The organism is Saprospiraceae bacterium (genome assembly GCA_016709995.1).
In the GTDB taxonomy this organism is placed as follows: Bacteria; Bacteroidota; Bacteroidia; order Chitinophagales; family Saprospiraceae; genus JADJLQ01.
On sequence record JADJLQ010000002.1, the window covers coordinates 424,813 to 444,477 of the forward strand.

Here is a 19,665-nt window from a genome sequence, read left to right on the forward strand (position 1 = left end):
TTAAATGATTCCTTATTGTCCGGTAATAGCATTCTATTATCTTGGGTGTACCTATACACAGATCTGCTGATTATTCTTAAACCATATACCGGTCACGAGTTGTTCACGATGGAAATTATGGGAAAGGAAAAGCGATGATGGCCTTTGTCTGACCACTTTGCTGATGGAAAAGTATATTCTTTAATAACTAAATCCCAATTTGGTTAAACCCGCCCGGATATCAGTATTTTTCATGGTATAATCCCAAATCATCCCCGAACGGTAATCTTCAATCATGATAATAATCGGTCCCTGATCTATTGCCAAAAAAGAACTGGCAAACCAATTTTCGCTCAGATTAAAAGCATCCACCAAACCGTACTCTTTCCTGTTTTCCGCACTAGAGCATTTTTTTGAGATAAGTAATTGATAATCAGTTATTGTTTTTGAGAAACGGGTGTCCGGGCTTATTTTTAGGGGTGTTCATTAGACAAAAGAAGAATAAATCTGGTAGTATCAGTGTTCAGATTATATCTAAGGTTGGGGGCGATATAAAGTTGAAAAGACTGTTGGCAGTTCTGACCGAGAAGATCAAATAAAGAATTTAGTCCAGAAAGCCGAGCTTGATGTAATCAGTATGGTTGGACAATCAAGTTTATTCAATTCTGAACAGGATGTACAGCTTGAAAATTACCTGGACACTATAGAAAACATGCAAATTAGGACTATAGGGCCTGAGTTAATTTTTGGAAAAATATACGACGCCATCGGCTACAATGCTATCAAAGAAGACTTATTCCGGCAATTGGTTATAGCCCGTTTAGCTTTTCCACTGAGCAAGCTAAAAACAATAGAATACATCTACCGATATCAAGGAGTAACCATTGGTCTTGATCAGGTATATCGATTTCTAGACAAGTTAAATGATACATTAAAAGAACAAGTTGAGCAGATTTCATATCAACACACTTTAAAGACTCTCGAAGGAGAGATAGGTATAGTATTTTATGACATGACGACTCTGTATTTTGAGTCTAATGAAGAAGATGATTTTCGAATGAGCGGATTCTCTAAGGATGGCAAACATCACTTACCTCAGATATATCTTGGTTTATTAGTAGGCCTAGGTGGCTATCCTATCGGCTATGATCTTTTCGAAGGAAAAATATTCGAAGGAGATACATTGATCCCAGTTATTGACAAGTTGACAAAAAAATTCAATTTGGCGAAACCAATCATTGTAGCCGACGCTGGCCTATTAACTAAAGCAAATATTGATACGTTAGCAGGTCTTGGGTATAGTTATATTATAGGAGCAAGAGCTAAGTCTGAAAAAAACATTATCAAAAACGAAATTCTTTCCTTAAAGTTGAATGATGGTGAAACCAGGATAATTCACAAAATGGACGGCAATAGGCTTATAATATCGTATTCTGAAAAAAAGGCCAAAAAGGACGAACACAACCGGAAACGAGGCCTGTCTCGTTTAGAAAAACAAGTAAAATCTGGAAAACTTACCAAGCAGAACATTAACAATAAAGGCTACAACAAATACTTACGAATGAAAGGCAAAGTAGATATTGAGATAGATTATGATAAGTATAATGCTGATAAACAATGGGACGGGCTAAAAGGTTATATCACAAATACGACCATTAGTCCTTCGATAATACTTGAGCAATACAAGAATCTTTGGCATATAGAAAAAGCATTTAGGATGTCTAAAACAGACTTAAGAATAAGACCCATATATCACCGATTAAAAAGAAGGATAGAAGCCCATATTTGCCTCTCATTTGCCGCATACTCTATTTATAAAGAACTTGAAAGAATCTTAAATAAGAATCATTCGTCAATATCTATAGTACAAGCGGCGGAGCTAACTCATACTATGTATCAATTGGAAATAAGCCTTCCAGAATCTAAAAAAAACAAATTGATTACCTTAAAAATGGATCCCCTTCAAAAGGAATTGTCGAGCATTGTTGAATCAAATTATGCATAAAACTTGTCCACAGACGCCAGGGTGTCCCATTGCGGAAAACGCGAGCGTTTCTCTCTGGATTCAACAATACTTTTTCCGAAAGACTCATTCACTAAAGGGAAACCGCACCGGAAATTAAATTACTCATTTTTTTTAAATGATTCCTTATTGTCCGGTAATAGCATTCTATTATCTTGGGTGTACCTATACACAGATCTGCTGATTATTCTTAAACCATATACCGGTCACGAGTTGTTCACGATGGAAATTATGGGAAAGGAAAAGCGATGATGGCCTTTGTCTGACCACTTTGCTGATGGAAAAGTATATTCTTTAATAACTAAATCCCAATTTGGTTAAACCCGCCCGGATATCAGTATTTTTCATGGTATAATCCCAAATCATCCCCGAACGGTAATCTTCAATCATGATAATAATCGGTCCCTGATCTATTGCCAAAAAAGAACTGGCAAACCAATTTTCGCTCAGATTAAAAGCATCCACCAAACCGTACTCTTTAAATAATTTATCACCCAAAGTATAATAGAAATACTTCAAAGCCGCCATAGATGCATCGGGAGTATAGGGAAAGGAAGACAGTGCTGCTGAAGGCGTAACAGCAGTGTTGTCAATTTTTACCAATGTTGGTCTCATTGCGCACGATGCTCCAAAAGTAAAATACCGGGGCATAATGACTATCTAACCACTGTCAAAAATTCTTTTCAAAAATAGTAATAGATAGTGGATAGTTTTTGCCTAGTTTATTGTAATCTGCAGATTCTTGATTTAATCTGTGTTTGGACACGATCACTGATAATTTTAGCTTTTCTTTCTCTGTAGGTTTGAAAGTGAAATAAAAGGACCTTTCTTCATTTGGGAATAAATTATTATCGTCTATTTTTTTGGCTTCAGGGTACCATTCCCATCTTTCGCCGATACGATCAGTCTGAGTGGATCTGACGGTGTCGGATTCATTTTTAAGGGTAAAAGTGATATTAAAAAATCGCTCAGGATCACCGGTAGGCACTCTATGTCCGGCAAATTCATTTTTTACTTTAAGTACAAACCGGATTGTATCTCCTGCCATATATGCTGGCTTAAGCGTGGCAGGGTAAATAGCCAGCCCATTTTTAATTTTACTTTCGATGCTATCAAACTTGGGGATACCGGATCCTGCAAAATAATGCTGATGATTGAGTTTTGACCCATAGCCAGGCGCGATCTCACGATGCGTAGTATCCATATGGCAGGATATACAATTCCTTTTACCCCAGTAAGGTCCGGCTTTCCATTCATCCCCTGTCTCAAAGGTGCATGCCAGGGTGGGGGTCAGGACCGCAGAGGCATTGTGACAACCAATACACAATTGCTCAGATAGGAAGATGGTGTCCTTTATGGTTTTGTGTGGGGCTTTATCAGATCCATGAGGACCTATGATGGCGCCATCTCTTACATGACAACTGGCACAGGTGATCCCTTCTGATTGAAGGCTTTTATCAAAGTGATCATTGATGGTCTTCACCGGTTTGTAGATATCGCCATCTATAAGCCCCTGGATGATATACTCTTGCTGGTTTTGCAAAGGTATATGGCAGTTGATACACATAAAGGGACTAGACTCTTTTTTTAGTTCGGATTGGAACTGGAGATCAGACCATGCGTGCGCGTGCGTGGATAACAACCACTCCTGGTAGTGCTTCAAATGACAGGTGGCACAATATTTGGCACTCAAGGAGGTTAGGCCTTGTGGTATTTCCTGTTGTGGTATCGCTTTTTCCCAAGATTTTGTAAGAGGAAGTATGTTTTTGCCGGTCGTTTTGCAGCGGATCAGGCTGAGTGACGCGATGAGGACGAAGATAAAAGTAGCAGTTACAAACTTATTCATAGCAAACCTTTATCATACTTTATGTGGTGTCCATATTGAAATTCAAATATAAGTTCAATCTAATAGAAAGTACGAACCATTCTATTTATTTTAGAAATAATCAATAAATGCCGGTTAAGGTGCTGGAATCCATCGTGAGTCCGCCACCTATAAGCTGAGCCAGGCTTAATGATTAATAGTTTACTTCCATGCCCTTTTCAACGATTCACTTCAGCTTCATGTTGCTCTTGTAGATCTCCTTCCGGTTTTTGTTGAGCGCCATCTTTTAAGTCTGCAGATCACAAAAGTCAGATGAGCAAACTTTATTTTTTCTTCGCATCATCCGGATCCATATCCTCCCTTTCAAAATCAGCATCATTCACCCAGGGCGTAGGTATTTTTTCTCCCTGCTTATATCGACTGTAAAAATTTTTCACTGCTCCGGCATATTCATATTGGTCGAATATATCTCCCTGACCAAGTATTCTAGGGTCTGCCTGTGCGATAAGTCTATCGGTCATTTCTTTAACCATCTTTAATTTAAGATCTGTATGATGCTCCTCTGATGCCAGATTGATCATGCAGTAAGGATCTTCTTTGATATTATACAGTTCTTCAGCTCCTCTTTTTCCAAAATTCAATTGCCAATATTTCATTATTCTATTTTTGCGTCGGGTATTTAAAATGAAGGATTTTGTGGGACTGCCATCACAGTTAAGATACCCCGTTTCAGGATTACCTGCAGGCCATCTATCGGGTTTAAAATTTTGTAAGTAGAGGTATTCTCCCCTTACAATACCTCGTATGGGGTAACCTTGATCATTGGGTCTGCCCACATCATGACGCTCTTTCCCGACCAATACAAAATCACGGTCGTCGGTCACTTTACCTTCCTTCTCTGAGAAAAATATATCTGTAAGGCTTTTGCCGGTCATAGGCTGCATGCCAGCCAGTGGCGCATTTAATCCACTCAATTCCAAAAAAGTAGGAGCGAAATCAATAAAGTTTACAAAATCGTACACCTTGCGCCCGGGATTTTTTATGCCTTGGGGCCACATGATGGCCAGCGGCAAATGGTTGGAATATTCATAGACCTGGCCCTTTATTCTCGGAAAAGGCATCCCATTATCCGCGGTGACTATGACGATGGTATTATTTAATTGGCCGATTTCTTCCAATTTTAAAAGCATTTTCTGTAGGTGGTAATCAAAGTATTCGATTTCAAATGCATAGTCCAGCATATCTGACCTTATGGTATCTGTATCAGGCCAAAAGGGTGGAACTTCATCAATATCCTGAGCCTGTTTTTTACCCTTTTCTCTTCCTGAGTTAAATTCATAGTCACGGTGAGGTTCTGTACTCCCATACCAAAAACAAAATGGTTGATCCTTTGGTCGGGCCTCTAAAAAGGCTTCAAAGTTTTTTGAATAATCATTTTTTGAAATCTTTTCAGTAGGAGGCGAGGTGGTAAAGGCATCAAATTTGCGTCCCGTAAGCTCCCGTTGCTTGCCGTTTATCTTGCCTGGCTCACCGGGGGCCCATCCTTTGGCTACACTTCCCACCCAATAACCATGGTCGTGCAAGGCTTCCACATACGTTTTAAATTTTTCCGGAAAATAAGGAGAGTGGTTAGCTGCTTCTTCTAATTGCCAACTATTGCGACCTGTGAGTATGCATGCTCTGGAAGGAGCACATTTGGCATTGGGGGTGTAAGCATTCATACACAATATTCCTTCTTTGGCGATCCGGTCAAATCCTGGAGTCTTGACCCAATCACAACCATAAGCCCCAAAGTGCTTCCAGGAAGCATCGTCAGCAATGGCAAATAATATATTGGGCCTACCTTGTGATTGTTTTTCCTGTTTACAAGAACATAAAGTAGCTATAATAGGTAAAACAACAATGGTAAATAAATGCTTAAACATTCGAGTATATTTGATTTCCACAAATTATGGAAAATGATTTCAATAATATAACCGATTTTTATTACAGACTCATTCACTGAATAAATTTATTATGAAATATCTTTTGATTTTAGCCATTACTGCTTTCAGCCTTACCTATTCCATTGCTCAATTGCCCCAGGTACCTGCTTCGGAATGGCAACAGCTTTTTAATGGCAAAGACCTCACCGGGTGGGATGTAAAAATCAGGGGTTATAATTTGAATGATAATTTTGCCAATACCTTTAGAGTGGTGGACGGTAAGTTGGTTATATCCTATGATGGTTACAGTGCTTATGATGAAAAGTTTGGTCATATTTTTTACAATAAAAACTATTCCTACTATGTGGTCGCGGTGGAATACCGCTTTGTCGGTGAGCAGGCAAAAGGGGGGCCGGATTGGGCGTTTCGCAACAATGGGATTATGGTACATGGACAGACAGCTCAGTCCATGGGCAAGGACCAGGATTTTCCTGTCTCTGTTGAAGTGCAATTGTTAGGAGGCAGGAGTGACGGCACTGTGCGCACTACCTCCAATGTATGTACACCCGGCACGTATATCGAGATGAATGGAGAACTCAGAAAGGAGCATTGCATCAACTCCACTTCCAAAACCTTTGATGGTGATCAGTGGGTCAGAGCTGAGGTGAGGGTACTGGGAGACTCTTTGATTCAGCATTATGTCAATGGGGAGTTGGTCTTATCGTATCAAAAGCCGCAATTTGGAGGTGGTGTGGTCAGTGGCTTTGACCCAAAATTTAAACCCGATGGCCAGCTTATCTCCGGAGGATCTATCTCTCTCCAAAGTGAGAGTCATCCAACTGAATTTCGAAAAGTCGAGTTGCTCAACCTGGAAGGATGTATGGATCCGATGGCATTGAATTATAAAAATTATTATGTCCATCCAGACAATCAACAATGCAGGTATTCTAAAAAGGTGTTGAGAAAAATGAAAGGAAAGAACAAAAAACGGTGATATTGAAGTTTCTGCAGTAGACCCAATTGCATCCATGATTGCTGTAAAAAATGAAAATTTGGGAGCATTGGCCCAATCGGTACAAAATAAACTAAAACTGGTTATTGAAAATTTACAATAGCTCCATTTATACTAAGTTCCGAACAGACTATTTAGAACCTCTTTTTAAAATAAAATCTATCAAGGTACAGGTCATTAATATTAAATTAATCTTTAAGTAACATTCACGCAACATTGGTTTAGTTAATTCGCATTTAATCTAAACCATAAAATCATGCGTAAATTAATTACACTTATTACTTTTTTAATTTTTGTCAGTGCTTGTTCTCAGTACGAAGTTTTTGCACCAGGCAGTGAAGAAAACAGTCAGCTAGAATCAAGGTCGGGTATACCGTCTTTTAGTTCGCTGAGTTCTATTGACTTAGGTCCTACAGGCGCTGCAGAAATCAGTGCTTTTGATCCCGCTACAAATAAATTGTTTGTAGTGAATAACACAAATAATAATAATAATAATAATAGGATCGATGTACTCGATCTATCCAACCCATCCATGCCAGTCCTTATGGCCAGTATCGCAGTGGCACCTTTTGGTGGCCTGGTCAATAGCGTAGCAGTAAGTAATGGGACAATAGCAGCGGGCATCGAGTCCATGGATAAAGTAAGTGATGGCAAAGTGGTGATATTCAATACTGCCGACCATACTGTCATCAAAGAAGTGACAGTAGGTGCTTTGCCTGATATGGTCACATTTTCTCCGGATGGCCATTACATCTTAAGTGCTAACGAAGGAGAGCCCAACTTAGACTATTCGATCGATCCTCTTGGCACAGTATCTATCATCGAAGTAGCCAACGATTATGCAGTCACCACACTTAATTTCGACAATTTTAAAAACAAACGATATTTGCTGGAGGCCAAGGGCATGAAAATATTTGGACCCAATGCTAGTTTCGCCCAGGACATAGAGCCTGAGTATATAGCCGTATCTGCCAATTCAAAAACAGCATGGGTCACCTTACAGGAAAATAACGCGGTAGCCCAAATCAATATTCAATCTAAGACCATAACGGACATCTTTCCATTAGGATTTAAAAACTATCAACTCGCTGCCAACACTATTGATCCAAGTGATCAGAATGGGGGAGCTCTTTTCGCAAATTATCCTGTGAAGGGGATGTATGAACCTGATGGAATTGCAGTATTGGATTATAACGGAAATCCACTGATATTCACAGCCAACGAAGGAGACGCCAGAGAATATTCTACTTATGAAGAAAATCTTCGGTATGGAAGTTCAAACTATAAAGTAGATCCAAATTCGCTGCCACAGGGAGCTGCACTCAAGCCCAATGCCATTTTAGGACGGTTGAATGTGAGCACTGCTCTGGGTGACATAGATCATGATGGTGATTTTGATCAGATCTATACTCATGGAGGAAGATCATTTACTATATGGAACGGACGCACTGGGGATCGCGTATTTGATAGTCGTAATGATCTTGAAAACAGGGCTGTAACCCTCGGCGTGTATCCTGAAAACAGGAGTGATGATAAAGGTACAGAACCAGAAACAGTAGTTATTGGAAAAATCGGTAGCACCAATTTATTGTTTGTTGGGTTGGAACGAGCCAATGCAGTAGCCATTTATGACATATCCAATCCCATCAATCCGGTTTTCTTGCAAATATTGCGTACTGGAGAAGGTCCGGAAGGCATTGTATTTGTTCCAGCTGCAGAAAGTCCCTCCGGCCAAAATCTACTTATAGTGAGTTGTGAGACAGAAGGCGTGGTTAATATCTTTTCTGCCGGACTATAAACAAAAAAATATCAAGGATTACTTCCAGTTGACATTTCTGAATATGCTCTAAGTAGTAATTTTAAACATTTTTTTCTCAAAAGCTGAGCTACTGTCATTGCTCAGCTTTTTTATGCCGTCATGCTGCTAAAAATTTTCTATATCGTTCTCAAGTCACCTCCATTTTGAAGATCTCCCTACTTCAGTACTACGCACCCCAAAAAATTCTTACATTCGGCATTGATTAACTGAATGAATATGAATCAAAAGCCTGACCTATCTTTTAAGCGTATACTCTATATGAGTTTTGGTTTTCTGGGGATCCAATACGGATTTGGATTGCAGCAAGCCAATATGAGCCCGATCTACCGGTACCTGGGAGCTGAAGAAAGCAATATTCCGGGGTTGTGGCTGGCTGGACCTTTGACCGGATTGTTTCTCCAGCCTATAATTGGTGCCCTCTCTGACAAAAGTTGGTCACCAAGATGGGGTAGACGCATGCCTTATATTTTATTTGGAGCTATTGCGGGTAGTATCGCAATGGTGATGATGCCTAATGCCAAAACAGTCTTTATGGCGGCTTGTCTCATGTGGTTATTGGATGCCGGACTTAATAGTTCGATGGAGCCTTTTCGTGCATTTGTCGGAGATATGCTCAACACCAAGCAGCGCCCTGTAGGATATGCTTTGCAGTCCTTTATGATTGGATTTGCACAGACGATCTCTAATTTGATGCCTTTTATTTTACCCTTATTGGGCATATCTCTTGCACTTTATGCAGATGTGCCCAATTGCATCCCACTCTCGGTGAGATATCCTTTTTATATAGGGGCGGCGGCCATCATCCTTACCGTGCTGTGGACAATGTATACGACCAAAGAATATCCGCCCAAGGATGAATCGTATAAACAAAAAGTGGTCTACACTCCAAAAGAAATTAAACAGATAGGGATTTGGGGGCTTGCTTTGAGCATAGGATTTGCTTTGATGGGTTCATTATTTGCCTTGAGGTTGGGAGGAGTGACTAGTGCTTTGCTCTGGGGGCCCGGTATTTTTGTTTTCCTCTACGGGCTGTTCCGCTTACCGGTATTCAAAGAAATTCTTGCTTCCTTGGCTGATATGCCACAAGTGATGAAACAAATCTGGTGGGTCAAACTATTCACCTGGTACGGTCTGCCTTTGATGTGGCAATTTTTATCTCTTGCTGCTGCCAAATATGCTTTTAATGCAGCCAGCCCGGAGGCCAACCCGGTTGGATTTGAAGCCGGTAAAAACTGGGGCAATCTTTGTTTTGCGATGTTCAGTGTGTCCTGTTTTGTGATTTCTATTTTTATTCCGACGATTGTAAAAAAACTAGGAAGTCGACGCATGACCCATGCTATATTTCTTACTGTGGGAGCCATCGGTTTTTTTATTTTAATATTGAGTGATAGCAAATGGATCTATTTGACCGGTATGACCTTAATGGGTTTTGCCTGGGGTTCGATTGTAGCCATTCCTTATCTCATGATCGCTGATGCCGTCTCACCTGCGCGCATGGGCGTGTACATGGGATTGATCAATGGATTTATTTGTGTGCCTCAGTTTATCGGGATGTTGACTGTGCCTTTCTTTTACAAAACTTTTCTGGGGGATGATCCACGCAATGCCTTGTTTTTATGTGGTGCCTGCCTTCTGTTGGCGGCGGTAGCATGTTTTGGAATAAAAGAGGATGTGGCAGCTTATAATGAACAAGTGCTGGTCACCAATCAATAACCTGAGAACGACCGTGTTGTGTATCGGTAATTCTTCATGCTTCAATATTTCAAAATGAGTAAATATTTTTGTTTTATCATTTTAGCTTTTTTGTTTTCATGCCAGCCTACTACTTCCCGGGTGACTGTGATGGAAGTACCAGGAAAAGATGTTTTTTGTCGCATTGACCAAAGTGGAATTTCAGTATTGCCCAGTGGCAGATATGTTACCCCCGCAGGCTCAGGCATTCGCATCACGCATGATCCTTTTGGCATGGCTGTTTCTCCTGATGGCAAGAAGGCAGTGACACTACACAATGGGGTGCTGACCATATTAGATCTGTTATCCATGGATCACATCAGAATACCCAGCTATGATAAAAAGATTAGCTCTCCCTTTTCAAAAGGATCATTTTTAGGTGTAGCATTTGCCCATGACTCTAAGACAGTCTATCTTAGTGGTGGAGATAACGGGGCTGTGATCAAATATGATATTGAAGCCCAGGCACGCCTCGATTCTATTTCATTGGACGGTATCGTCGACGGAGTGGACTATGAAGATAGTTTTACATCTGACCTGATATTGCATGGCAATGAATTGTTGATTTTGGATCGGGCCAATTTTAGGCTGGTCAGGTATGACCTCGAAAAAAAAACAATCACCTCCTCCATACCTACCGGTCGTCAGCCTTTTGGGCTTGCAGTGAGTCCCGATGGGAATATGGCTTTTGTAGCCAATGTAGGAATGTATGCATATCCACTCATAGAAGGCATTACTAAAGAAAACTATGATTCCATGTTGATCTCTGCACATCCATATGGAGACAATACCAAAGAATCTATAGAGGGAACTATCATCGAAAACAGAATAATACCCGGTGTGGGCGATCCATTATCGCCAGAAGCCATGAGTGTCTTTACGATAGATCTTGCTACCAATAAGGTCGTCGATAAATACAAAACAGGTCACCAAATAGGCCATATGGTCGAAGATGCTGAGGTCGTGGGAGGAGCCAGTCCTAACTCTATTGCCGTAGGTACTCAATATGCTTATGTGACCAATGCTACCAATGATAATATATCTGTCATAGACTTCAGGAATCATAAGATCGTAAACCACATTCCTATCCAGGTAGATCCTCGTTTAGATAAATTGAGGGGACTGCTGCCATTTGGTATCACACTCAGCAGCGATGAGCAGACATTGTATGTCGCTTTGTTGGGGTTCAATGCTATCGCAGTCATCGATGTAAAAACGAAAGTCACGAAAGGACTGATACCTACAGGTTGGGGTCCGACACGTGTACAGTTGTCTAAAGATGAAACTGAGCTCTATGCGATTTCTTGCAGAGGATATGGTGCCGGACCAAATGGAGGTGATAAGTTCGTGAGCCCACCTCAAGGCACTTATATTGGAGATATCCAACTGGGTAGTTTTCATAAAATTAAGATGCCTGATCCGGCAACATTAAGCGCCTATACTCAACAAACATTGGCCAATACATTTTTATCCCACGAAATCACCGATGATAAAACCAATCCACTACCACCCTTACCAGCAGTAAATAGGTCTCCAATCAAACACATCGTGTACATCACGAAAGAAAATAGAACCTATGATGAAGTGTTAGGTCAGCTACTAGGTGGTAAAGGAGATAGTACCCTGGCCAGGTTTGGTGTAAACTGTGAATACACGTTGCAGGATTCTTTAAGGCCAAAGTTTATAGGGATGAAGGTATCTCCTAATCATCATAAAATAGCTCAAAAATTTGCATTTAGCGATAACTTTTATTGTGATAGTGATGCCTCTATACACGGTCACCATTGGATGATGGGGGTGATCCCTAATGAATGGGTAGAGACTAACTCCAGTGTAAGCAAGACAGCTAAAATATTTTCATCTGCACCAGGCAGGAGATTTCCAGGTTCTACAGGAAGCATGGATCCCGAAGATTATGCTGAGATCGGTGGATTGTGGGAAGCCCTGGAGCGCAACAAAATTTCTTTTTACAATTTTGGCGAAGCCAATGAGACTGCACATGTTCGTGAACAATGGATGGATACTGCTACCGGGGCAGCGCATGGTGTGATGGTGCCTATTCAAAAAGCACTTTTTGCCCGTACCAGTCACAATTATGCCGGGTACAATACCAATATTCCGGATCAATTTAGGATGAATCAATTTGAATCTGAGTTTACCAAAATGTGGCTCGATGGTCAGGAGGAAATGCCAGCACTGATCACTATGCAGGTTCCCAATGATCATACGGCAGGACCACGGCCTGAAGATGGCTATCCATATCAAAGTTCGTTTGTGGCTGACAATGATCTGGCATTAGGCAGGATTCTGCATTTTCTATCGCGCACTAAATATTGGAAAAACATGCTGGTCATCATTACAGAAGATGATCCCCAGGGAGGCGTTGATCATATCGATGCGCATCGCAGCATTCTCATGATGGCAGGACCTTTTGTCAAACAGGGTTATGTTAGTCACACCCATGCCAATTTTGGGTCGATCTTAAAGGTGATCTACAATATATTGGGTATACCCTATGTCAATCAATATGATGCTTCTGCTGCTCTGTTGCAGGATTTTTTTACCAATACACCTGATTACTCTTCGTATGATTTAGAGATGAATGATCCGAGAATATTTGATGTAAGTAAGGCTATGAAAAAATATCATCGGGAAATAGATTGGCGAAAAATACAGCAAGGCCCGGACATGGATGATGCAGATGAAATCAAAAAGAGTTTGATAAATGAAAAAATTCTTCTTCCTATTACTAATAATCCTTTGTGGTAGTTCCTTCGTTCCCCCAAAAACACTTTGGATAGCTATCGGTGACTCCATTACTTATTTAAACGAACATCCGGATGAAGCTGGCAATAGAATCACCAAAGGATATATGACCCGGGTAGTTGAAAAAATACCAGATATAGAATACATCAACCAGGGGCACAATGGATGGACCTCCGGCGGTATCGCCGATAAAATTGAGGAGCTTGGATTGGTCAGGGCAGATGTCTATTCTGTTTTTTGGGTACCAATGATTGGTGGGCCGGCCGGCCGGTGGGTCAATGGAGCGATTATCAAAACAACACCGGCAATACGACCATCTATGGTTCCTTCAGAATTATTATCAACAAATTGCGCCACCTCAATCCCGATGCCAGGATTATTTTGATCACCCCGATGCAACGAGTCGATTTTGTTTATATCAATAATTTTAAAAACAATGCATACGGATCTTATAAACAAAAAAAGGGTCAATCATTGTCGCAAGTGGCAGATGCCATAAACTCGATAGGCACTTACGAACATTTCAAAGTAGTAGACTTATTTTATAAAAAATCACTCCGGTTAGATAAGCTCGTTAAGTATAAGAGATTAAAAGATCCTGCGACAGGGCTGTATAAAAACTTTAGGTATCCTTCATTTATTGATATTCCTTTTGATCCAACCACCGACGAATATCCGTACCCCATAGATGCCATCGATATGACTTATGATGGTCTGCATCCTTCGGATCGGGGGTATGAGTTGATAGCCAAAGCATTGGGAAAGATGTTGAAATAGTAAACCATAAATGGGATCCCAAGTGTTGAAGATCTCGGCTATAAATCGACCTTTAATATGATATTGTAGATCCAAAAACAGGCAGGGATAAGTTGCAACTAATCATTAGTTGCAACTTATCCAAATACTCACTACTTTTGCCTGGTGAGTCGAAAGGAAAAGTTAATTCTAAAATTATTAAACCCAGGTGCAGTACTTACATTTCATGAGCTGGAATCAATTTTGTTTCACTTAGGGTATATTGAAAAAACTTTAGGCAAAACGGCTGGCTCCAGAAAAGCTTATGTACATGAAGTCTCCACGCATATCATAAGAATTCACAAGCCTCATCCTCAAAACGAAATTAAATTTTATATTAAAAATTATATTATTTCCGAACTTAAAAATCAAAATTTGATATGACAGATATACTTCAATACAAAGATTTTATAGGGTCCATCCATTTTTCCACTCCGGATGAAGTATTCTATGGCAAATTGGAAGGAGTAAGCGATTTGGTCACTTTTGAAGGAAGCAATGTAAAGGAATTGAAAAAATCATTTAAGGAAGCCGTCGAGGATTATATCGAATTATGTCTTTCTTTAAAAAAGTCGCCTTACAAATCATTTAAAGGGACATTTAATGTAAGGATTAAACCGGAGTTGCATTCAAAAGCTTTCGCCAAAGCTATTCTCGCAGGAATGACTTTAAATCAATTTGTAGAGGATGCTATTGAAAAACAATTGTAGAAGAAGTCAATTTGCGACTAGAAATCTAAGTTGCCCACGACATTTTTAAACCCAAAAAATAAAGCCTCCTACTTCAACCCAAACACAATCAAACTATTACCCGCAGCAATAACTATCTGTTGCTGTCCATCCAGGCTGTAAGACATCGGATTTGATACCAAAATCATTTAAGGAAGCCGTCGAGGATTATATCGAATTATGTCTTTCTTTAAAAAAGTCGCCTTACAAATCATTTAAAGGGACATTTAATGTAAGGATTAAACCGGAGTTGCATTCAAAAGCTTTCGCCAAAGCTATTCTCGCAGGAATGACTTTAAATCAATTTGTAGAGGATGCTATTGAAAAACAATTGTAAAAGAAGTCAATTTGCGACTAGAAATCTAAGTTGCCCACGACATTTTTAAACCCAAAAATAAAGCCTCCTACTTCAACCCAAACACAATCAAACTATTACCCGCAGCAATAACTATCTGTTGCTGTCCATCCAGGCTGTAAGACATCGGATTTGATACCATTTGTCCTCAGGTCTGAAACGGCCATTTGGATTGCCCGGTGTCAGCATCCAAAGCATAAAAATTGCCTTCGACAGACCCTCCAAATACAAGTCCGCCTGCAGTAGATAAAAGCCCAGACCAGGGTGGAGATTGCAACTTAAATTCCCATTTGATAGCCATCCAATGGATCGAGTGCCTTGACAGATCCATAAGCATTGTCGCCAGGCAGAAGTTGTTCGCTCCAAGCTCATAAATTATTCCATATTCAATACCTATGTGAACCCTGATAAAAAGCTTAATATAGGTTATTGTAATTAACTATTAAAACCTACGGAATCAGATATCTTATCAATGTCTCCTTTTTACTACGAGATACATTAAGTTGTGCACCATCATTCATGATTACGTAACCACCTTCACCGCGAATGTATTGATTTACTTCCCGAAGGTTGATTAAATAGGAATGGTGTATTCGAAAGAAAAATTGATAATCCGATAATAAGTTTTGAATATCTTTAAGCGTCCGGCTCGCTGTGATCTTAGTTTTATTTTTAAGATGAATATCGGTATAATTATCATCCGCAGCACAATACATGATTTCTTCTATATCCACCAGTTTGAAGCCTTCCATATTGGGTATGGCTAATTTTTTGAGCGTATTTTCTTTTTCAGAAAGCTTGTCCAATAAAAACTGGATTTGTTCTGCTCCACTTGCCCTTGTTTTCTGAATTTTGTATCGGGCTATGGCTTCTATCAACTCCACGGGATCTACAGGCTTGACGAGATAATCAATGGCGCTGTATTTAATGGCTCTAATTGCGTAATGCGAATAAGCCGTGGTGAAAATGATAGCCGGCGCCTGGTGTTTGACTTCTTCCAATAATTCGAATCCATTGATCTTGGGCATTTCAACATCGAGAAATACCAGATCAGGCTTATGCTTAAGAATGGATTCTATACCGAGTGCAGGAATTTGGCAACTATCGACCACTGACACCTCCGGACACATTTCGGTCAACACATGACTCAATGCTGATAAACTGTCTTTCTCGTCATCGATAAGTATAGTCCGTATCATAGGTAAATTGGAATGGTGATAATGACTTCGGTGCCACCGTTGACACCATTGGATTGAACAAGGTCCAAAATCTCAATCTTGCCTGCTTCATCTTTGAGACTAAGCAAAGAGAGTCGATCAGTAGACAATGAGATACCCATTGATCTTTTTTTATGGTCTGATGATTTTTTAGCAGCATTTGAGTAGGACCGGCCTACGCCATTATCGACAATACTGATCTTTAATTGACTGCCGGATTCCCGGATAAAGATTTGCAATGACCCTTTATCTTGTTTCGGCATGAGTCCATGATGAATGGCATTTTCTACAAAGGGTTGCAAAATAAGTGGAGGTACTTTGATAGAAGTGGTATCTACTTCAGGATCAACGAATAGTTCATAATCGAATTGTTGCTCAAATCGCAGTTTTTCAATATCGGTGTATAACTTCAAAGCATCCAATTCGAGGCCAAGGCTGATTAATGGTTGCTTGGAGTTCTCCAGAATCAATCGTATTAATTTAGAAAACTTTATTAAATATTCTGATGCAAAGGATTTTTCATTTTTAAGGATAAAATTATTAATAGAACTCAATGCATTGAAGATAAAATGGGGATTCATCTGAGCACGCAAAGCATGCATCTCCAGTTCAGTCGTTTTTTGATTTAATATCAGGTTTTCATGAATGATTTTGGCATTCTCTTTCAATCTTTCAACCTCGCTGATTGTCTTCTTAATGGTTGCATTCAAATCATGTACATCGATCGGTTTATTAAGAAAGTCAAAGGCACCATGATTCATAGCCTTTCTTATGTTCGACATATCACCATAAGCTGACAGCATTATGACCTGGATCAAAGGATTGATTGATTTGATTTCCTCCAACAAAGTCAAACCATCCATGCCCGGCATATTGATATCCAACAAAGCCAAATCAATGTCAGGATGTATTTTGACCATTGCCAGACCTTTTAGGCCATCGGTGGCAAATAGAAATTGGTAACCCTGTAAATAATCTTTGGTCGCAAATCGTTGCATAATGAGTTCTTCCTGATCTTCTTCATCATCTACAACCAATATTTTTCCCATGTATCTATAACTTTGTTATTTTTTGCAAAATAAAATTAACACTAAATCAAGCAGCAATACCTAAAATCATTCTATACCCTTCTTAGCTTTGATTGATTGTCTTAAATCTTCTACATGCAGCATAATTCTTCTAAGCGCATCTTCTAATAATAAAAAATCAATAGGTTTATTGACAAATTCAAAAGCCCCATGTTCATAACCCGACTTAATATTAGCCTCATCATCATAAGCAGAAATCAAAATGAAACACAAAATCGGGTTGATTGCCTTTGACTTTTTCATTAAGGTAAAACCATCCATCTTCGGCATATTAATATCTATCATCAAGATCTCAATTTCAGGGTATTTCTTGATTTTTTGTAATGCCTCTAATCCATTACGAGCAAAAATAAATTCATAATCCTGAAATAAATCCTTGTTTACAAAACGTTGAATGATCAGATCTTCCTGATCTTCTTCGTCATCTACCACCAGTATTTTGCTCATATTGAAATATTATTATAAATAGTTAATTTCTGTTGATGGGAATAATAACTTCAAAATCCGTCCCCAGGCCCTCCTTACTCTTTACTTTCATTTCACCGCCCTGAACTTTACTAATAATATCATAAGATAATGAAAGGCCTAGTCCCGTACCTTCTCCAGTGGGTTTGGTGGTAAAGAACGGTTGAAATATTTTATTGATAATAGCTTGAGGTATTCCCATACCATTATCCGAGATCGTTATAGTCACTGCGGGCGCACCCGTCTTGTCATATTTAATCAATTTACTCGAAAGAACCACAGAAGGCCTATAATTCGATTCAATTTCCAGTTTTTCATCCGTATTTTCCTGTTGTAATTTTTTTTGCTTCTGGTGCACGGCATAAAAAGAATTATTTATTATATTTAGAATGACCCTGCCAAGATCACTAGGCACACAATTCACTTTTGGAAGATCTTTAGCCAGTCTGGTTTCATAAAATGCATTAAAGGATCTTTCCTTAGATCGATACCCATGATAAGCTAGCTTCATGGACTCTTCACAGAGGGAATTGATATCGATTGATTCTTTAGTGACATTGCCTAAGCGGGAATGCTGAAGCATGCCTTTGACAATGCCATCAACTCTTTTACCGTGGTGGTTAATTTTCTCAGAATTTTTTATGAGATTTCGAAATACATGCTTATTAATCTCGATAGTCTCTTTTATATTAATATCCAGATTCTCTTCTTCTAACTCCGTGAGCAATTCAAGATTAATTTCTGAAAAATTATTGATGAAGTTTAAGGGATTTTTAATTTCGTGAGCGATTCCTGATGTGAGCTCTCCCAGGGATGCCATTTTTTCAGATTGGATCAGCTGATCCTGAGTTAATTTAAGTTCATGATAAGCCTTGGCAATTTCTTTTGATTGTTCAATTTCTTTAGATAGTGCTTTTTGTTTTTCTGCCTGAATGATTCGTCTCTTTTGGCTGGTATAAATCATAGATAGGAAAAATGCGAAAATAAATAAATATAACAAATAAGCCCACCATCGTCTCCACCAGGGTTTAAGTATCAAAATATCAATAGATTTTTCACTTTTAACACCATCTGCATTAAAAACTTTTATTTTGAAAATATATTTTCCCGGAGGAATATGAAAGTAATTAGAAATCCTTTCACTTTTTCTTTCAGTCCACTCCGTTTCATAATATTCTAATTTTGTATAAAACTTAGCACCATCACGATAGTCATCCATAGCGAAGCTAAAGGAAACATTATTCTGATCATGATTCAGTACCATTTTTTGTATCTGATTAATAGGCTGGTCAACTGGACTATTTTTTCCAAAGTGTAAAGGAATCGAATTAATAGACACCTCTGTGAGAAATACTTTGGACTCAATAGGATCCATCAATTCTTCTGGATCAAAGGACATCAATCCTCCTGCATGACCTACTAATATCCTTCCTATACGATCTTTGTAAGCACCAGGATATAAGCTATTATAATCTATACCATATTTTGAGTCATAAATAACTGAGGACATATCCGCAGGATTTAATTTAATTATATTGGATTTTGAGTGCAACCAAATATTATGGGTATTGTCTTCAGTCAATCCAATAATATTAAAGCCGTTCAAAGGTGAATTAGGGTCGCACACACTCAAAAATTTATCTTTAGATCTGTCATACAAGTATGGTCCATTATATGTCCCGGCCCATATATTACCTTTTGAATCCTCTAGTAAAGCAGATACGGTGGATTTTTCCAAATAGGATTTAATACGATTTTCTTTTATATTCACACAATTTATTCCATCTAAACCTCCTGCCCAAACATTTCCTGACTTATCCAATATTAAGGCGTAAGGGGCACTACTCATATTGATCGAAGGGGAGGACTTTGTAGCCGGGATTACCACTCTATAGGATTGGTTTTTTAAATCAAATTTAACTACACCTTCATCTACA

General features: G+C 39.2%; 15 protein-coding genes and 2 pseudogenes. 8 read left to right on the forward strand and 9 right to left on the reverse strand.

The genetic code is table 11. The features are described 5' to 3' along the window. Positions 1-180: 180 nt before the first annotated feature. The gene (locus IPJ09_16220; GenBank protein MBK7372952.1) at positions 181-450 is read right to left on the reverse strand and encodes a hypothetical protein; all 270 of its coding nucleotides are present in this window, start codon (positions 448-450) and stop codon (positions 181-183) included. Between the two features lie 8 nt (positions 451-458). Between IPJ09_16220 and IPJ09_16225 the strand changes: the two are divergent. Further along, positions 459-1,984: pseudogene (locus tag IPJ09_16225) on the forward strand (IS1634 family transposase). Positions 1,985-2,296: 312 nt separating this feature from the next. Here the strand turns inward: IPJ09_16225 and IPJ09_16230 are convergent. From IPJ09_16230 to IPJ09_16240, 3 genes are all read right to left on the reverse strand, one after another. Further along, complete coding sequence (locus tag IPJ09_16230) at positions 2,297-2,653, reverse strand: hypothetical protein (GenBank protein ID MBK7372953.1); 357 nt, start codon at positions 2,651-2,653, stop codon at positions 2,297-2,299. Between the two features lie 19 nt (positions 2,654-2,672). Then, positions 2,673-3,848: a hypothetical protein gene (locus IPJ09_16235; GenBank protein MBK7372954.1), complete on the reverse strand. Its 1,176-nt coding sequence runs from the start codon at positions 3,846-3,848 to the stop codon at positions 2,673-2,675. A gap of 302 nt (positions 3,849-4,150) precedes the next feature. Beyond that, on the reverse strand, positions 4,151-5,752 hold the full coding sequence (locus IPJ09_16240; GenBank protein MBK7372955.1) for a sulfatase: 1,602 nt from the start codon (positions 5,750-5,752) through the stop codon (positions 4,151-4,153). 91 nt (positions 5,753-5,843) lie between these two features. Here IPJ09_16240 and IPJ09_16245 point away from each other — a divergent pair, with 91 nt between their 5' ends. The 7 genes and pseudogenes from IPJ09_16245 to IPJ09_16275 all read left to right on the forward strand — a co-directional run bounded on the left by IPJ09_16245 (position 5,844) and on the right by IPJ09_16275 (position 14,940). Further along, positions 5,844-6,746, forward strand: a complete 903-nt coding sequence (locus tag IPJ09_16245) for a DUF1080 domain-containing protein (GenBank protein MBK7372956.1) — start codon at positions 5,844-5,846, stop codon at positions 6,744-6,746. A gap of 274 nt (positions 6,747-7,020) precedes the next feature. Beyond that, complete coding sequence (locus tag IPJ09_16250) at positions 7,021-8,562, forward strand: choice-of-anchor I family protein (GenBank protein ID MBK7372957.1); 1,542 nt, start codon at positions 7,021-7,023, stop codon at positions 8,560-8,562. 237 nt (positions 8,563-8,799) lie between these two features. After that, a complete protein-coding gene (locus IPJ09_16255; protein MBK7372958.1) occupies positions 8,800-10,296 on the forward strand; it encodes an MFS transporter in 1,497 nt (498 codons plus the stop codon). Positions 10,297-10,350: 54 nt separating this feature from the next. After that, positions 10,351-13,083, forward strand: a complete 2,733-nt coding sequence (locus tag IPJ09_16260) for a bifunctional YncE family protein/alkaline phosphatase family protein (protein MBK7372959.1) — start codon at positions 10,351-10,353, stop codon at positions 13,081-13,083. After that, positions 13,040-13,857, forward strand: a pseudogene (locus tag IPJ09_16265) (SGNH/GDSL hydrolase family protein). The gene IPJ09_16260 and the pseudogene IPJ09_16265 overlap by 44 nt, the downstream one beginning before the upstream one ends. Before the next feature lie 398 nt (positions 13,858-14,255). After that, positions 14,256-14,585 (forward strand): type II toxin-antitoxin system HicB family antitoxin, encoded by a 330-nt coding sequence (locus IPJ09_16270; protein ID MBK7372960.1) that lies wholly within the window; start codon positions 14,256-14,258, stop codon positions 14,583-14,585. Between the two features lie 151 nt (positions 14,586-14,736). Further along, positions 14,737-14,940, forward strand: a complete 204-nt coding sequence (locus IPJ09_16275) for a toxin-antitoxin system HicB family antitoxin (GenBank protein ID MBK7372961.1) — start codon at positions 14,737-14,739, stop codon at positions 14,938-14,940. Between the two features lie 166 nt (positions 14,941-15,106). On the opposite strand, the gene IPJ09_16280 is transcribed toward IPJ09_16275, so the two are convergent. The 5 genes from IPJ09_16280 to IPJ09_16300 form a co-directional block, all read right to left on the reverse strand. Continuing rightward, positions 15,107-15,289: a PQQ-binding-like beta-propeller repeat protein gene (locus tag IPJ09_16280; protein MBK7372962.1), complete on the reverse strand. Its 183-nt coding sequence runs from the start codon at positions 15,287-15,289 to the stop codon at positions 15,107-15,109. A 118-nt stretch (positions 15,290-15,407) separates the two neighbouring features. After that, positions 15,408-16,157, reverse strand: coding sequence for a response regulator transcription factor (locus tag IPJ09_16285; GenBank protein MBK7372963.1), 750 nt, complete (start codon positions 16,155-16,157; stop codon positions 15,408-15,410). Continuing rightward, the gene (locus tag IPJ09_16290) at positions 16,154-17,224 is read right to left on the reverse strand and encodes a response regulator (protein MBK7372964.1); all 1,071 of its coding nucleotides are present in this window, start codon (positions 17,222-17,224) and stop codon (positions 16,154-16,156) included. Before IPJ09_16290 ends, IPJ09_16285 begins: the two co-directional genes overlap by 4 nt. 66 nt (positions 17,225-17,290) lie before the next feature. Continuing rightward, positions 17,291-17,710: a response regulator gene (locus IPJ09_16295; protein MBK7372965.1), complete on the reverse strand. Its 420-nt coding sequence runs from the start codon at positions 17,708-17,710 to the stop codon at positions 17,291-17,293. A 22-nt stretch (positions 17,711-17,732) separates the two neighbouring features. After that, entirely contained in the window at positions 17,733-19,550 is a 1,818-nt protein-coding gene (locus IPJ09_16300; protein ID MBK7372966.1) for a hypothetical protein, read from the reverse strand. Positions 19,551-19,665 lie beyond the last annotated feature (115 nt).

Coding starts and splice junctions, on each gene's coding strand:
- IPJ09_16255 (MBK7372958.1), top strand. CDS start 8,800: ATGAATCAAAAGCCTGACCTATCTTTTAAGCGTATACTCTATATGAGT.
- IPJ09_16260 (MBK7372959.1), top strand. CDS start 10,351: ATGAGTAAATATTTTTGTTTTATCATTTTAGCTTTTTTGTTTTCATGC.
- IPJ09_16245 (MBK7372956.1), top strand. CDS start 5,844: ATGAAATATCTTTTGATTTTAGCCATTACTGCTTTCAGCCTTACCTAT.
- IPJ09_16270 (MBK7372960.1), top strand. CDS start 14,256: ATGACAGATATACTTCAATACAAAGATTTTATAGGGTCCATCCATTTT.
- IPJ09_16250 (MBK7372957.1), top strand. CDS start 7,021: ATGCGTAAATTAATTACACTTATTACTTTTTTAATTTTTGTCAGTGCT.
- IPJ09_16285 (MBK7372963.1), bottom strand. CDS start 16,157: ATGATACGGACTATACTTATCGATGACGAGAAAGACAGTTTATCAGCA.
- IPJ09_16295 (MBK7372965.1), bottom strand. CDS start 17,710: ATGAGCAAAATACTGGTGGTAGATGACGAAGAAGATCAGGAAGATCTG.
- IPJ09_16280 (MBK7372962.1), bottom strand. CDS start 15,289: ATGGATCTGTCAAGGCACTCGATCCATTGGATGGCTATCAAATGGGAA.
- IPJ09_16230 (MBK7372953.1), bottom strand. CDS start 2,653: ATGCCCCGGTATTTTACTTTTGGAGCATCGTGCGCAATGAGACCAACA.
- IPJ09_16240 (MBK7372955.1), bottom strand. CDS start 5,752: ATGTTTAAGCATTTATTTACCATTGTTGTTTTACCTATTATAGCTACT.
- IPJ09_16235 (MBK7372954.1), bottom strand. CDS start 3,848: ATGAATAAGTTTGTAACTGCTACTTTTATCTTCGTCCTCATCGCGTCA.
- IPJ09_16290 (MBK7372964.1), bottom strand. CDS start 17,224: ATGGGAAAAATATTGGTTGTAGATGATGAAGAAGATCAGGAAGAACTC.